Origin of the sequence: Mesorhizobium sp. M0184, assembly GCF_040322215.1 — a bacterium.
GTDB lineage: Bacteria > Pseudomonadota > Alphaproteobacteria > Rhizobiales > Rhizobiaceae > Mesorhizobium.
In genome coordinates this window covers 149,130-164,453 of sequence record NZ_JAMYSZ010000006.1, presented here as the reverse complement: position 1 = coordinate 164,453, position 15,324 = coordinate 149,130, and the positions used below count along the sequence as shown (strand labels likewise).

At 64.4% G+C, this 15,324-nt stretch carries 14 protein-coding genes; 8 read left to right on the top strand and 6 right to left on the bottom strand.

Annotated elements, in window-relative coordinates; all coding sequences use genetic code 11:
* Window positions 1-59 precede the first annotated feature (59 nt).
* The 5 genes from NKJ23_RS10425 to NKJ23_RS10405 all read left to right on the top strand — a co-directional run bounded on the left by NKJ23_RS10425 (window position 60) and on the right by NKJ23_RS10405 (window position 5,108).
* Window positions 60-1,094 carry a Gfo/Idh/MocA family protein gene (locus tag NKJ23_RS10425; RefSeq protein ID WP_352680242.1) on the top strand — a complete coding sequence of 345 codons (1,035 nt, stop codon included), beginning with the start codon at window positions 60-62 and terminating at the stop codon, window positions 1,092-1,094.
* Window positions 1,094-1,999: a sugar phosphate isomerase/epimerase family protein gene (locus NKJ23_RS10420; protein ID WP_502897779.1), complete on the top strand. Its 906-nt coding sequence runs from the start codon at window positions 1,094-1,096 to the stop codon at window positions 1,997-1,999. Before NKJ23_RS10425 ends, NKJ23_RS10420 begins: the two co-directional genes overlap by 1 nt.
* A gap of 165 nt (window positions 2,000-2,164) precedes the next feature.
* On the top strand, window positions 2,165-3,178 hold the full coding sequence (locus NKJ23_RS10415) for a substrate-binding domain-containing protein (protein WP_023676725.1): 1,014 nt from the start codon (window positions 2,165-2,167) through the stop codon (window positions 3,176-3,178).
* 86 nt (window positions 3,179-3,264) lie between these two features.
* Complete coding sequence (locus NKJ23_RS10410) at window positions 3,265-4,062, top strand: ATP-binding cassette domain-containing protein (RefSeq protein ID WP_023676724.1); 798 nt, start codon at window positions 3,265-3,267, stop codon at window positions 4,060-4,062.
* On the top strand, window positions 4,059-5,108 hold the full coding sequence (locus NKJ23_RS10405) for an ABC transporter permease (RefSeq protein WP_023676723.1): 1,050 nt from the start codon (window positions 4,059-4,061) through the stop codon (window positions 5,106-5,108). Before NKJ23_RS10410 ends, NKJ23_RS10405 begins: the two co-directional genes overlap by 4 nt.
* 9 nt (window positions 5,109-5,117) lie before the next feature.
* Here the strand turns inward: NKJ23_RS10405 and NKJ23_RS10400 are convergent, their stop codons facing one another.
* Window positions 5,118-7,841, bottom strand: a complete 2,724-nt coding sequence (locus tag NKJ23_RS10400; protein WP_352680240.1) for an ATP-dependent helicase — start codon at window positions 7,839-7,841, stop codon at window positions 5,118-5,120.
* Window positions 7,842-8,092: 251 nt separating this feature from the next.
* Between NKJ23_RS10400 and NKJ23_RS10395 the strand changes: the two genes are divergently transcribed.
* Complete coding sequence (locus NKJ23_RS10395) at window positions 8,093-10,405, top strand: glucose/quinate/shikimate family membrane-bound PQQ-dependent dehydrogenase (protein WP_352680239.1); 2,313 nt, start codon at window positions 8,093-8,095, stop codon at window positions 10,403-10,405.
* A 10-nt stretch (window positions 10,406-10,415) separates the two neighbouring features.
* Here NKJ23_RS10395 and NKJ23_RS10390 read toward each other — a convergent pair whose 3' ends face one another.
* On the bottom strand, window positions 10,416-10,847 hold the full coding sequence (locus tag NKJ23_RS10390; protein ID WP_023676720.1) for a hypothetical protein: 432 nt from the start codon (window positions 10,845-10,847) through the stop codon (window positions 10,416-10,418).
* A gap of 431 nt (window positions 10,848-11,278) precedes the next feature.
* Here NKJ23_RS10390 and NKJ23_RS10385 point away from each other — a divergent pair, with 431 nt between their 5' ends.
* Complete coding sequence (locus NKJ23_RS10385) at window positions 11,279-12,178, top strand: dienelactone hydrolase family protein (RefSeq protein ID WP_352680238.1); 900 nt, start codon at window positions 11,279-11,281, stop codon at window positions 12,176-12,178.
* On the opposite strand, the gene NKJ23_RS10380 is transcribed toward NKJ23_RS10385, so the two are convergent.
* A complete protein-coding gene (locus NKJ23_RS10380; RefSeq protein ID WP_352570454.1) occupies window positions 12,179-13,081 on the bottom strand; it encodes an EamA family transporter in 903 nt (300 codons plus the stop codon).
* Between the two features lie 90 nt (window positions 13,082-13,171).
* Here NKJ23_RS10380 and NKJ23_RS10375 point away from each other — a divergent pair, with 90 nt between their 5' ends.
* On the top strand, window positions 13,172-13,651 hold the full coding sequence (locus tag NKJ23_RS10375) for an Lrp/AsnC family transcriptional regulator (protein WP_352570508.1): 480 nt from the start codon (window positions 13,172-13,174) through the stop codon (window positions 13,649-13,651).
* 33 nt (window positions 13,652-13,684) lie between these two features.
* Here NKJ23_RS10375 and NKJ23_RS10370 read toward each other — a convergent pair whose 3' ends face one another.
* The 3 genes from NKJ23_RS10370 to NKJ23_RS10360 all read right to left on the bottom strand — a co-directional run bounded on the left by NKJ23_RS10370 (window position 13,685) and on the right by NKJ23_RS10360 (window position 15,232).
* Complete coding sequence (locus NKJ23_RS10370) at window positions 13,685-14,215, bottom strand: hypothetical protein (RefSeq protein WP_352680237.1); 531 nt, start codon at window positions 14,213-14,215, stop codon at window positions 13,685-13,687.
* A gap of 186 nt (window positions 14,216-14,401) precedes the next feature.
* Entirely contained in the window at window positions 14,402-14,599 is a 198-nt protein-coding gene (locus NKJ23_RS10365) for a hypothetical protein (RefSeq protein WP_023676715.1), read from the bottom strand.
* A gap of 147 nt (window positions 14,600-14,746) precedes the next feature.
* Window positions 14,747-15,232: a thioesterase family protein gene (locus NKJ23_RS10360; RefSeq protein ID WP_023676714.1), complete on the bottom strand. Its 486-nt coding sequence runs from the start codon at window positions 15,230-15,232 to the stop codon at window positions 14,747-14,749.
* Window positions 15,233-15,324 lie beyond the last annotated feature (92 nt).

Below are 15,324 nucleotides of genomic sequence, written 5' to 3'. Positions count from 1 at the left end.
GGCCCTGCCGTGAACGCCGTGACGATCGGTCTGGAGGGGCCGAGAGGGAGGAGTACTGGATGATCAATGTGGTCCTGGTCGGCTGCGGCGCGATGAGCAAGGCCTGGCTCGATGCAGCCAAGCAGATCGACGGGCTCGCCATTGTCGGCCTGGTCGATATCGACGCCGAAAGGGCGCGGGCGAGGGCGCGCGAATACGAGCTTTCCGGCGCCGTCATCGGAACCGACCTCGACGCCGTGCTCGACCAGACCAGGCCCGACGCGGTATTCGACGTCGTGGTTCCCGCCGCCCGCCGCGAGGTCGCGCTTTCCGCCTTTGCCCACCATTGCCATCTCTTGACCGAAAAGCCGCTGGCCGACAGCCCGGACAATGCGCGTGCCATTGTCGAGGCGGCCCGCAGCGCCGGCCTTATCCATGCCGTCGTGCAGAACCGCCGCTATGTCGCCAATGTCAGGCGCATCCGGCGCTTTCTCGATTCCGGCGCCATTGGTGCGCCAACCAGCATCCACGCCGATTTCTTCGTTGCGCCGCATTTCGGCGGTTTTCGCGAAGAGATGCGCCATGTGCTGCTGCTCGATATGGCGATCCACACATTCGATGCGGCCCGCTACATGGTGGCCGGCGAACCGGCCGGCGTCTATTGCCACGAGTGGGAGCCGGCCAATTCCTGGTATCGGCAAGGGTCGTCGGCAGCCGCAAGCTTCGACCTCGGCGGCGGCAAGCTGTTCACCTATGCCGGCAGCTGGTGCGCGGCCGGCTTCCGTACCAGCTGGGACAGTACATGGCGGATCGTCGCCGAGCGCGGCAGCATTGTCTGGGACGGCGCGGACGGGTTGAAGGCGGAAGTCGTGCGGCCGGTCCGTGAAGGCCTGTTCGACCGCACCGAATCGATAGCCGTGCCGCCGCTCGACCCGGCAGATCGCGTCGGCGGCCATCTCGGCATCATCCAGGATTTCGTCCGCGCCGTCGAGACCGGCACCGCGCCGGAGACGCGCGGCGCCGACAACATCAAAAGCCTGGCCATGGTTTTCGCTGCGATCGAGAGCGCCGAAACCGGGCGCCGGGTCGCCATCGCTGCACAGGAAGGATCATGATGCCAAACCCGCTGCTCGACATCAGGATCGGCACAATGGTGCGGGCCAATCTGGACGACCCGGCCGCCTATGTCAGGCAGATTCTGCCGCTCGGCTTCGAGAGCATCCAGCCGTTCTTCTGGCAGACGCTGGGCGGCAAGGACATTCCGCGGCTGGCGGGCGAGATCCGCGAGGCGATCGGCGATGCCGATGTCATCGTCTCGTCGATCGGCGTGTTCGGCAATCCGCTGGAGAGCGGCGAGATCGATCGCGGCGTGCTCGAGGCGTGGGAAACGATCATCGACAACGCGCATCTGTTCGGCACCAATGTGGTCAGCGGCTTTACCGGCCGCATCCGCGGCAAGCCGCTGCCCGACAGCCTGCCGCGCTTCCGCGAGGTCTGGGGGAAGCTGGCAAAGCGGGCCGCCGACAAGGGCGTGCGCATCGCCTTCGAGAACTGCGCCATGGACGGCAACTGGGCCAGCGGCGACTGGAACATCGCCCACAATCCGGACGCCTGGGAGCTGATGTTCAACGAATTGCCGGACGACAATCTCGGCCTGGAGTGGGAGCCCTGCCACCAGCTGGTCTATCTGATCGATCCGATCCCGCAGATCCGCAAATGGGCGCCGCGTATCTTCCACGTCCACGGCAAGGACGCGACGGTGCGCTGGGACGTGATCCGCGAACATGGCGTGTTCGGCCGCCTGCCGTTCGTTCAGATGCGCACCCCTGGCTTCGGCGATAGCGACTGGACGCGGGTGATCAGCGAGCTGCGGCTGGCCGGCTACAAGGGCGCCATCGACATTGAGGGCTGGCACGACCCGGTCTATCGCGGCGATCTCGAGATCACCGGCCAGGCGCGTGCGCTGGACTATCTCCAACAATGCCGGGGAGGCGCGAGCTACCTGCCGAACCCGGTGTGAGGCTAATGCATGTCGCGCAAAAGTGCCCAGCGGTTTTGCGATAACGACATGCATAAAAACAGGACAAGCCGGCGGGAGGTGCCGGCCAGCGAAAGATTGCGGCGCAATGCCGAAGCGATCGTCAAAACCCCTCGGCTAGCGAGGGAACAAAGGGAGGATAAGTGCATGAGCATTACGATGAGAAGGACAGTTCTGCGCTCGACCGTCGCGGCGGCCGCGATGGCGCTCGCCGCCGCACTCTCGACCTTGCCGGCGCAGGCGCTCGATGCCCAGTGGTGCAAGGATGTCCATATCCGTTTCTTCGTCGGCGGTGCCGAGGGCGATGCCTTCGGCACGATCGTCTATAATGGCGCGAAGCAGGCGGCGGCCGATCTCGGGCCGAAGGTCGACTACATCTTTTCCCAGTGGGATGTCGAGAAGATGGTGCAGCAATTGCGCGAGGCTGTCGCGGTCAAGCCCCAAGGCATCGCCATGATGGGCCACCCCGGCGACGCCGCGATCATGCCGCTGGCCGAACAGGCGCACAAGGACGGCATCAAGATGATGTACCAGAACGTGCCGGTGCCGACGGTCACGGCGGCGTTCGGCGGCGGCTATGTCGGTGCCCAGCAGGAGCAGCAGGGCCGCGCGCTTGGCGCCGAGGCGGTCAAGCTGGCCGGGCTCAAGGCCGGCGATAAGGCAATCATGATCGGCCCGTTCGAGAACGAGAGCCGCGGCGCGCGCGAGCGCGGCACTGTCGCTGCCCTCAAGGAAGCGGGCGTCGAGGTCATACAGCTCTCCTCGCCGCCAAGCGGCGAATGGGCTTCCGACCCAAATCTGGCCCTTCCGGTGATCACCGCGGCACTGCTCAACAATCCCGACGTCAAGGCGGTTGGCTATCCCGGCGGGCAGATGCTGGGCAACGTCCCGACTTACATGCAGGCGGCGGGCAGGAAGCCGGGCGATATCTTCAACTTCGGCTTCGACACCAGCCCGCAGATCGTCGAGGGCTTCAAGGGCGGCTGGGTGCAGCTGACGGCCGACCAGCAGCCGTTCCTGCAAGGCTATCTGCCGATCCTCAGCCTCTGCCAGCAGGTGGTGCTCGGCCTTGCGCCGATGAACGTCGACACCGGCGCCGGCTTCGTCACGCCGCAGAATTACGAGATCGTCGCCGAGCTCGCCAAGCAGGCGTTGCGCTGACCTCCCAAGCCGTCGGCCGGGATCGCGCCCGGCCGGCGGGACCGCCGGCGAAAAGGCCGGCACGCGACAATCAAGCGAGGATCGCCATGGCCGAACGCATCATCGAACTGCGCGACATCAGCAAGTCCTATGGCCAGGTCTATGCGCTGGGCGGGGTCAATCTCAGCGTCGATCGCGGCGAGGTGGTCGGCCTGATCGGCGACAATGGCGCCGGCAAGTCGACGCTGATCAAGATCCTGTCCGGCGTGGTCAAACCGACTAGCGGCGAGATTCTCGTCCGCGGCAAGCCGGTGACCGGATGGAGCCCTGCGCGCTCGCGCGACGCCGGCATCGAGACCGTGTTCCAGGACCGGGCGCTCGCCGTGCAGCAGACGATCGTGCGCAATATCTTCATGGGCCGCGAGCTCACCGGCTGGCTTGGCTGGCTGAAGGTCAACAAGGAGATCGCGGAGGCGAGCCGGCTGATGCGCGAGATCGGCTTCACCTCGAAAGTGTTCACGCCACAGTCGATCGTCGGCCAGCTCTCGGGCGGCGAACGCCAGGGCGTGGCGATCGCGCGGGCCATCTATAAGAAGGCGGAGCTGATAGTCCTCGACGAACCGACGACCGCGCTATCGCTGACCGAGACCGCCAAGGTCTTCCACTTCGTGCGCCAGGTGCGGGCGAGCGGGCGCTCGATCCTGTTCATCGGCCACAACATCCACCATGTCTACGATATCGCCGATCGCTTCGTGGTGCTGGACCGTGGCAAGGTCGCGCTCACCGCCGACCGCAGCGAGGTCAAATCGGCCGAGGATCTGATCAATTTCATGGAAGACGTCGCCCACCCCAGCGGATTGCCGGGGTTGCACGACGCGGGCGATGCGGGGAGGGCGGCACGATGAGCAAGACCATGGAACCCGATCTGCAGAGCCCCCTCGGCGGCACGCATGGCGAAACCGCCGGGAAAGAGTGGAGACACCCGTCCGACAACTGGCTGCGCGGGTTCATCCTCGACAACCGCGCCGCGCTCGGCACGCTTGCCGTGTTCATCGTCATGATGGCGGTGTTCATGATCGCCAACCCGATCGTGTTCACCACCTGGTATCTCTACAGTTCCGTGCTGACCACGCTGCCGGTGGCGCTGTTCGTGGTGGTGCCGCTGGTCTTCGTCGTCACTTGCGGCGAGATCGACCTGTCGTTTCCGGCGACGATGGGCTTTGCCTCCTGGGTGTTTGCGCTGGTCGTGCAGGCCGGCTACGACCCGTTCCTCGGCATCGCCGCCGCAATGATAACCGGCATGCTGCTCGGCTTCCTGGTCGGCTCACTGGTCGTCTATGGCGGGCTGTCGTCGCTGATCGCCACGCTCGGCATGAATTTCCTGCTGCGCGGCCTGATCCAGATCATCAACGAGGGCAGGTCGACGGCGCTGACCGGCCTTGCCGACAGCTGGGCCTACAAGATCTTCTCCAGCCAGCTTTACGGCATTCCGGTGCAGATCTTCTGGGCCATCGGCTTCGTCGTGCTGTCGGCGCTGCTCTACAACCGCCATCGCTTCGGCGCGCAGGTCAAGGTGGTCGGCGACAATCCCGACAGCGCCCAGCAGATGGGTATCGACGTCAAGCGCGTGCGGGTAAAAGTGTTCGTCTTCGTCGGCATCGGGGCTGCGATCGCCGGCACGTTTTCGGTGATGATCAACTTCACCTGGTGGCCGACGGCGGGCGACGGATACCTGCTGCCGGTGCTGGCATCGGTGTTCGTCGGCGGCACTCCGACCTGGGGCGGCATCGGCACCGTCGTCGGCGGTGCGATCGGCGCGGTCACGGTCTCCTTCATCCAGACAGGCGTCGTCGCGGCAGGCCTGAGCGGCTTTTACGTCCAGTTCTTCAACGGGCTGATCATCATCCTGTCGCTGCTCGGCCACAAGTGGAACCAGGCGCGGTATCGGTGAAGGGCGACCTCAAACCCCCGTCACAAACCCGTCCAGCACACGCTTCTGACCGGCCTTGTCGAAGTCGATTGTCAGCTTGTTGCCTTCGATGGCCGAGATGTTGCCGTTGCCGAATTTCTGGTGGAAGACGCGGTCGCCGACGCTGAAGGGGGACGGCGTGTCGGCGACGGATTTGGCGACCAGCTCGCCGTCGATGGTGCGGCCCTTGACCGAGCTGCGGCCGGCGCCGTAGCCGGAGTCGGTCTCGCCATAGCCGATGCGCTCGACCTGGTGACCGGAGCGCGTGCCCCAATTGCGGTCGGTGGCCTCGGTGCGGTTCGCTTGGGCGCGCTGCCAGCCCGGCGTCGCATAGGTGCTGGAGAAAGCGCCGGATTTCTCGGCGCCGGAATTGCCGCCAATGTTGTCGAAGCGCGACGCCCCATAGGGGTTCTGCCTGGCTGCCCCTTGGCCGCCGCGACCGGAGGCGAACGAGCCGCCGCCATAGGAATTGCCGTAACCGCCGTAGCTGTTGCCGCTCTCGGAAACTTCGACATGGGCTTCGGGCAGCTCGTCGAGGAAGCGCGACGGGATGGTCGATTGCCAGAGGCCGTGGATGCGCCGATTGGAGACGAACCAGATGTGCAGGTTCTTCTTGGCGCGGGTCAGGCCGACATAGGCAAGCCGGCGCTCCTCCTCGAGCCCGGAGCGGCCGCCCTCGTCGAGCGAGCGTTGGTGCGGGAACAGGCCTTCCTCCCAGCCGGGCAGGAACACGGTTTCGAATTCGAGGCCCTTGGCCGAATGCAGCGTCATGATGTTGACGGCGTCGAGCTCGGCGTTCTGCTCGGCGTCCATGACGAGTGCGACATGTTCGAGGAAAGAGCGCAGCGATTCGTACTCCTCCATGGAGCGGATCAACTCCTTGAGGTTCTCCAGCCGGCCTGGCGCTTCCACCGAGCGGTCGTTCTTCCACATATCGGTGTAGCCGCTCTCCTCGAGAATGGTCTCGGCGAGCTCGGTGTGCGGCGTGGTTTCCAGCGCCTTCTGCCAGCGCTCGAAATTGGCCGATACCTCGCGCAGTGCGGCGCGCGGCTTCGGCTTCAGCTCGTCGCTTTCGGCAAGTTTTGCCGCCGCCTCCAGCATCGGGATGCGCAGCGCCCGTGCGGTGTCGTGGATCTGGCGGATGGTGGCCTCGCCAAGGCCGCGCTTCGGCACGTTGACGATGCGCTCGAAGGCGAGGTCGTCGCCGCTGTTGGCGACGACGCGGAAGAAGGCCAGCGCATCGCGGATTTCGAGCCGCTCATAAAAGCGCGGGCCGCCGATGACGCGGTAATTGAGGCCGAGCGTGACGAAGCGGTCCTCGAATTCGCGCATCTGGAAGGAGGCGCGGACGAGAATCGCCATCTCGTTGAGATTGTGCTTCTGGCGCTGATAGGCCTCGATGGTCTCGCCGACGGCGCGGGCCTCCTCTTCGGAATCCCAGGCGGCATGGACATGCACCTTCTCGTCGTCCTCGGCGATCTTTTCGGTAAACAGCGTCTTGCCGAAGCGGCCCTCATTGTGGGCGATGAGGTGGGACGCCGTGCCGAGGATGTGCGCGGTCGAGCGATAATTGCGCTCCAGCCTTATGATGGTGGCGCCGGGGAAATCCTTGTCGAAGCGCAGGATGTTGTCGACCTCGGCGCCGCGCCAGCCATAGATCGACTGGTCGTCGTCGCCGACGCAGCAGATATTTACGGTGGACAGGCGCGGGCTTCCCTCCCCCTTGAGGGGAGGGTGGCCGGGCGAAGCCCGGTCGGGTGGGGTCCGTGCGGCAGTGCTCGACCTACCGGCGGCAGTGCTCGACGCTCTAGCGGTGCCTTCTGCGGCAACCCCCTCCGCCCGCTTCGCGGGCACCTCCCCCTCAAGGGGGGAGGATTGCGGCCGCTGCGCCAAGAGCCGCAGCCACATGTACTGGGCGGTGTTGGTGTCCTGATACTCGTCGACGAGGATGTAGCGGAAGCGCTTGTGGTATTCCTTCAGCACGTCCGGATTGGCGCGGAAGATGCGGATCGGGTGGCACAGGAGATCGCCGAAGTCGCAAGCGTTCAGCGTTTTCAGCCGCTCCTGGTAGGCCTTGTAGAGCTCGCGGCCCTTGCCGTTGGCGAAGGCACGGGCATCGCCCTCGGGGATGTCGGCGGGGCCAAGGCCCTTGTTCTTCCAGCCGTCGATCATCTGGGCGAACTGCTTGGCCGGCCAGCGCTTGTCGTCCAGCCCTTCGGCCTGGATAAGCTGCTTGATCAGGCGCACGACATCATCGGTGTCGAGAATGGTGAAGTCGGATTTGAGCCCGGCCAGCTCGGCATGTCTGCGCAGCAGCTTCACTCCAATCGAGTGGAAGGTGCCGAGCCACGGCATGCCCTCGACATTGCCTTCGCCGATCAACAGGCCGATGCGCTGCTTCATCTCGCGCGCCGCCTTGTTGGTGAAGGTGACGGCGAGGATCTGCGAGGGGAAAGCCTTGCCGGTGGCAAGGATGTGGGCGATGCGGGTGGTCAGGACGCGCGTTTTGCCGGTGCCGGCGCCGGCCAGCACCAGCACCGGGCCTTCGGTGGTTTCCACCGCCAGCCGCTGCTCGGGGTTGAGGCCGTTGAGATAATCGGGCGCGTTGTTCTGGTTGCTGCGGGCAGCCATGGCGCGCGCGGCAATGCCCGACGGGGACACGGGCCGCGCGTTCGGTTCGTCAAAAAAGGGCATGTCTTCCGAAAAGCCGGACATCTCTCCCCGAATGTAGTGATTCGGCAGCGAAAGGCCAGAAGTGTCTCCGTTTTGTTCTCTGTCCAGTCGTAGACTCACAATCTGAATGGGTCCGCTAACCAAAACGCCGGGCTTGCAATGGGCCGGCGCCGTAAAACGCCGAGCTTGCTTGACAGGGGAGGCGGGCCGGAGAAAGTTGCGTGGGGGCAGGAACGCAATGCGGGGTTGCCCATGGACGCGTCGCGGAGCGCACCAGTCGAAGGAGCACCGTCTTGGCTGTGGTCATCACCTCCCTGATCCTTTTCCTCATCGGCCTGGCGGTTGGCGGCGGCGGCATCTGGCTCGTGACGCTGGGGGGCAGCTGGTATTACGTCATCGTCGGTCTAGCTTTCCTTGTCGCGGCCTGGCTGCTCTACAGGCGCAGATCCACGGCGCTGTGGCTCTACGCGGCGATCGTGCTCGGCACGCTCGCCTGGGCGGTCTGGGAGATCGGCTTCGACTGGTGGGAGCTCGGCCCGCGCGGCGGCATCATCGTGCTTGTCGCGCTATGGCTGTTGACGCCATGGGCGCGGCGCGGGCTTACCGGTCCCGACGGACGCGCGCCGCTGATCCTCGCCGTGCTGGCCTCGCTTGCGGTCGCCGGCTATTCGATGACGACCGATCCAAAGGATATTGCGGGTGAACTCAACACCGACAAGGTGACGCCGACCGCCGATCTCGGCGGCAACGTGCCGGCTGGCGAATGGCACTATTACGGTCGCACGCAATATGGCCAGCGCTATTCGCCGCTCGACCAGATCACCGCCGAAAACGTTGCCAATCTGCAGCCGGCCTGGACCTATCGCACCGGCGACGTGAAAGGGCCCGACGACATCGGCGAGACGACCTATCAGGTGACGCCGCTAAAAATCGCCGACACGCTCTACATCTGCACGCCGCATAATTTCGCCATCGCCATCGATGCCGCGAGCGGCAAGGAGAAATGGCGCTTCGATCCGCAGGTCAAGCTCAACAAGGACCGCCAGCACCAGACCTGCCGCGGCGTGTCCTATTATGCCGATGCCAAGGTCGCCGCCGGCCAGCCCTGCGCCACACGCATCTACCTGCCGACATCCGACGCCCGGCTGATCGCGCTCGATGCGGCGAATGGCCAGGTCTGCCCGACTTTCGCTGAAGGCGGCACGCTGAACCTGCTCGCCAACATGCCATATCCGAAGCCGGGCTATTATTATTCGACCTCGGCGCCGCTGATCGTCGCCAACAAGATCATCGTCGGCGGCGCGGTCAACGACAATTATTCGACGCAGGAGCCGTCCGGGGTCATCCGTGCCTACGATGCCGACACCGGCGCGCTGTTGTGGAATTGGGATTCCGGCAATCCGGACCAGACGACGCCGCTGCCGCCGGACCAGACCTACACCAACAACTCACCCAACATGTGGTCGACGGCGAGCGTCGACGAGAAGCTCGGGCTGCTCTATGTGCCGCTCGGCAACAAGACGCCGGACCAACTCGGTGCCGGACGCAGCGCCAATGACGAGAAATTCTCCTCTTCGATCACCGCGCTCGATCTCAACAGCGGACAATTGCGCTGGGTGCGGCAGACCGTGCACCACGATCTCTGGGACATGGATGTGCCGGCGCAGCCGACGCTGGTCGACATCACCACGGAAAGTGGCGTGGTGCCGGCGCTGGTCGGCCCGACCAAGCAGGGCGACCTCTATGTGCTCGACCGGCGCAGCGGCGAGCCGATCGTTCCGGTCAAGGAAGTGCCGGCGCCGGGCGGCGCGATCGAAGGCGACCATACCTCGCCGACGCAGCCGGTCTCGGATCTCAGCTTCAGTCCGAAACCGCTGACCGGCGCGGATATGTGGGGCATCACCATGTTCGACCAGCTGGCCTGCCGGATCGAGCTCCGGAAGTTGCGCTATGAGGGCCGCTACACGCCGCCGTCGCTACAGGGCTCGCTGATCTACCCCGGCAATTTCGGCACCTTCAACTGGGGCGGCGTGGCAGTCGATCCGGTCCGGCAGGTGATGTTCGGCATGCCGACATACCTGGCGTTCATCTCCAAGCTGGTGCCGCGCGCCGACGTGCCGCCGCCCGGCGACACCAAGGGCAGCGAACAGGGCCTGAACCGCAATGACGGTGCGCCTTACGCAGTCATATTGAAGCCGTTCCTGTCGCCGCTCGGCATTCCCTGCCAGGCGCCGCCCTGGGGCTATGTGGCGGGTGCCGACCTTCGGACCGGAAAGATCGTCTACAAGCATCGCAACGGCACCGTCTACGACATGACGCCATTGCCGCTGCCATTCAAGGTCGGCGTGCCCGGCATTGGCGGGCCGATGATCACTGCCGGCGGCGTCGCCTTCCTCGGTGCGGCGGTCGATGACTATGTGCGCGCTTATGACCTGACGACCGGCAAACAGCTCTGGCAGGCGCGGCTGCCGGCGGGCGGGCAGTCGACACCGATGACCTACATGGTAGCCGACGGGCGCCAGTTGGTCGTCATCGTTGCCGGCGGCCACGGCTCGGTCGGTACCAAGCCGGGCGACTATGTGATGGCCTATACGCTGCCGAAATAGAGAAGTTCCTTCAGAGCCCGAGATGCCCTTTCAGGTCGGGTACCGATGCAAGTACCTCACTGGTCAGCTGCGGGCCGGCGGCTGTCTCGGCCTGCTGGACCAGCATCGTGCCGGCCTGGCTGATCTGTGCCAGCGTGAGGCCCGATGCCTTGAGTATGGCGACGCCGTTGATCAGCGCGCCGGTCTTTTCGCCGAGAGCGCCACCGAGCGCGCCCTCCAGCGAGGACAGGAGGCCACCGCCGGAAGCCGCGCCGGGAGCCATGACATCATATTGCTTGGCCAGGGCGTCGGCGCCCGGGATCTTGGCGAAGAAGCTGGACAGGGTCGTGCCTTCCGCCTCGTGTTCGAGCACCGAGAAAATCGTGCCGGCGATCTTTTCCGTCAAAGCCTGGTTGAGACCGGATTTCTGGGAGACGGTGTTGATGATGTCCTGAACGTCCATGACCTTTCCTCAGGCTTTGGTGTTTGCGGGCGGGTGCCGGTTGGCGCGGATTTTGATCAACGATCGTTTGAATGCGGTGAAGGCAGTGAACCGCAGCGCCAGCAAAGCCATAGCGGCGAGGGCGAACCCACTTGCCAGAAGCGGGGAGGGAAAGGTCATGGGCGTGTTCCTTCGTCAATCAGGCATTCTTTTCCCGCCAAATGGCCATTGTCGTTCGCCAAATGGCCCGAGTGAGGCATAGCCCGGTAACTTCTTTTTACATTGTGGTGCGTGCATTTAGCATTGCCACAAAGGACCAAAATTTAACGACAGTGGGGCTAGCGGCATCACGGCCCTCGTGCAGGGACTTATGGCAGCCTCACTCAGCCGTGACTGGACCAGGCAAGCTTCGGCTCTATGTTGCCGCGGGGGGCGCCGACGAGGAGCGCGCCATGACAACACCTGCCGAACCCGCCGTCGCCGAGCCTGTCATTACCCAGGCGATGATCGATGCCTATGACGAATACACGCATCTGACGCTCGACCGACGGCGCTTCATGGAGCAATTGACCAGGCTTGCCGGATCGGGTGCGGCAGCTGCCGCGATCGCGCCGCTGCTGGCGGCGAACTCGGCCCAGGCGGCAATCGTGGCGGAAGACGATCCGCGTCTGAAAGGCAAGGACATCAGCTATCCCGGCAGCGCCGGCGAGATGAAGGGCTATCTGGTCAGGCCGGCGGACCAGACCGGCAAGCTTGGCACGGTCATCGTGGTGCACGAGAACAGGGGTCTCAACCCGCATATTCGCGATGTGGCGCGGCGCGTGGCGCTGGAAGGGTTCGTGGCGCTTGCGCCGGACTTCATGACACCGCTCGGCGGCACACCGGACGATGAAAACAGGGCACGTGACCTGTTTTCCCAGCTCGATCCAGCACAGGTCGCCGCCAATGCCGTGGCAACTGTCGCCTACCTCAAAGGCTACAAGGACGGCAACGGCAAGGTCGGCGCTGTCGGCTTCTGCTGGGGCGGCGGCACGGTGAACATGCTGGCCGTCAACGCGCCGGACCTCGCCGCCGCCGTCGCCTATTACGGCATGCAGCCACAGGCCGAGGACGTGCCGAAGATCAAGGCCGCGCTCATGCTGCATTATGCCGGGCTCGACACCCGCACCAATGCCGGCATCGATGCCTTCAAGAAGGCACTCGACGCGGCCCATGTCGAATACTCGGTCTATGTCTATGAAGGCGCCAACCATGCCTTCAACAACGAAACGTCGGCGGCCCGCTACGACAAGAAGGCGGCTGACCTCGCCTGGGGCCGGACGATCGCTTTCCTCAAGAAGAAGCTGGCCTGATCAGTCCGGCGCCGGCTTATGGAACGCCACGCCGGCCACCACCAGGGCGATGCCAAGGCAGTCGGTGAGGCTCGGCACCTGCCGCAGCACGATGACGCCGATCAACGTTGCGGTGACCGGCAGCAATGACAGCATCAGCGCGAAGCTGGAGCGCGGCAGCCGCGACATGGCAAGCTGGTCGCAAATATAGGGAATGACCGACGAGCAGATGCCGACGCCGACCCCCGCAAGCAGCAGCGGCGGCGCCGAGAAAGCCGGCAGAGCATCGGCGAAACCGATCGGCAGAACGACGAGAAGGGCGACCGCCATGGCGGCACCCAGCCCGGCGATGCCATCGCCGGCGCCGGCGCGCGCGACGCGGTGGCCGAGCACGATGTAGCCAACGAACAGCGTGCCGTTGAGGAAGGCCCAGAACAGGCCGACGGGATCGCTCGACCATTTGACGTCGATCAGCAACAGGGTGCCGGCGACAGCGATTGCGAGGGCGGCGAGATTGCGCGGGCTTCTGAGGCCAACAAGCGCAACGCCGATGGTGCCGACGAATTCGATCGCCGCCACCAGCGAGATCGGCAGCCGGTCGAGCGCCAGGTAAAACGAGCAATTCATCACCCCAAGGCAGACCCCGAAAGCCACAAGCAACAACCGCGTCGCGCGATCGGCGCGGGCGAAGACCGCCCATGGCCGGGTCAATGGGGCAAAGACGAGTGCCGCGGTGGCGATGCGCAGCCAAGCCATGCCGAGCACGCCGACATGCGGGAACAGCAGCACCGCGAAGGCCGGCCCGAGATAGTGGAACACGGCGCTGACGCCGAACCAGAGATGCGGTGGCACCGAGTTCGCCAGGGTAAAGGCGGGGCCGGCGAGTGCCGGACTTGCTGCTGGGGCTTGCGTCCGATCTTCCATAGGATCAGTATCGCAGGCGATTTTTGCCATTGATATGGATGATGGCCGGGCATTACGCCTTTTCCCTTTCTGAAAGCAAGGAACATTGCGCTGAAACGCCTTCGAAATGAAAATTCCGATCTGGATGCGGCTGACCTGAAAATCCTGCGCTTGCTGGAAGAGGATGCACGCACCAGCACCGCTGAACTGGCCCGCTCGGTCGGCCTGTCGGCGCCGAGCGTTGCCGAGCGCATCAAGCGACTGCAGGAAAGCGGTGTGATCGAGGCCTACACGGTGCGCATCAATCCGGCCGCGCTCGGCATGAAATTGTCGGCATGGCTGCGCATTCGGCCAGTGCCGGGGCAGCTCGCCGTCGTCGCCGAGATCATCCGCGACCTGCCGGAAATCGCCCAATGCGACCGGGTCACCGGTGAAGACTGTTTCATCGCGCTGGCGCATGTCGGCTCGGTGGCTGAACTCGAACGGGTGATCGACCGCATCATTCCCTATGCGATGACCAACACGGCGATCATCCAGTCGTCGCCGGTGGCGCCGCGGTCGCCGCTCGGGGCGGTGAAGCGGCCGCCCTGATGTCAACGCGTTGCTGGCGCCGCTAGACGGTGCTCAAGCTCGCGTCGCCACATCAAGGGCGCGCAGAGGAAAGTCCGCATCAACGGCAGACAGGTCATTCACCAGCATAATGGCGGCTTCGGCTTCTGCATCAGGAACTTCGGCAGCCATGGCGGCCAACCAAACCACACGACCCGGGACTCGGGCGGCCCAGCGCGATGCACCAGACAAACCTGTCATATTGTCCTCATAGGCCATTAACGGCCTATCGTCGCAATCGCCCTCAAGGGATGTTCGCGCCATGTCACACATCGTCGCCAGGTCACGGGAGATGCTCGCGAGGTCCGTTCGCGAGGCCGCTGCCTCTTCAAGCAACGCCAGGCAGGCGTGCAGAAAGGCAAGGAGAGCCTGGTCTCCGCCACCTGGTGCCGCGACGCGACGGCGAAGCGCAGCCAGAACGACTGTCAATTCGCTAACGCCGCGTTTGCCGGAGCGCCTGCGCTGTAAGAAGTCAGGCCTGACTGATATCGCCGCCGCCCATGTCGGCAATCCTGGTTCGATTTCAGACAGCGAGCCGTTCGCCATCTCGCATCTCCATTGCGATCCGCCAGCAATCCATATCGGCAGGGAGTAGGCAATGCAATTCACCGACGCTGTAACCGTCGCGGAACGCGTTGGCGCGATGGGGAGAAGTGCACGGCGTGGCAATGACGGGCGGCGCAAATATACCAAATGCAAACCGGACGGCCGGTCTGTTTCTTCCCCCACCGTTCAGGCGTGGCCGCGTTTCATCCGCGCCTGCTTCAGGATGGCGCGCCAGCGGATCATGGCGAATGGGATCGGCTCGTTGTTGTTGGCGATGTGGAAGATCTCGTTATTGAGGTTCTTCAGCGAGCGCCAGAAATCATAGTCGGTGATGCGTGGGTCAGCCGCCAGCCTGTCCGCCTCGACCTTGATGTCGGTTTTCATGCACGTTCCCCGAACCGCTGCTGCTCCGCCGCCCGTATCGCAATTCGATGCGGACGGTTTTCCAACGCCGCGCTGAGTCGTTCAACGTCTCAATTCGGCTTGTTCACGTTAAAACCTCGGTAAGGTTAACGGCGGTTGGACCGTGGTTCAAGCCGGCTTACGACGAATACCGATCGAACGGCCGGCGCGCTCCGGCATCGGCAGGGCGGCATGGGCGGCGCGCATCGCTTCCACCCTGGCCAGGACGTCGGCGGGGAAGGGCGCTACCTTCGGGCCAGCCATGTCGACATGCAGCGACAGCGTTTCGGACGTGGCGGCAAGCCAGCCGTCGGAATGGCGGATTTCCTGATAGGCTCTCAGCCGCTTCTCGTCATGGTCGAGGAGTTGGAACGAGACCGTGACCTTGTGGTCGAGATGCAACTCCTGGACGTAGCAGACATGGACTTCCGCGGTGTAGATGGTCAGCCGCCGTTCTTTCACATAATCCGGCCCCATCCCCATCATCTCGAATGCTTCGTCGGAGCAACGATCGAAAAGCACGTTGTAATAGGCCATGTTGAGATGGCCGTTGTAGTCGATCCAGGCCTCCTCGATGTCCATGGCGCGAGAGACGAAAGGGGCGGGGATGGGCATCGGAAACTTCCTTCTCGTCATGCCGGGGTGAGCGTGGACTGGACAGAGCGTGCTTGGTGAGACTACGCATCCGTAGAAGCAGAACAAGGGTG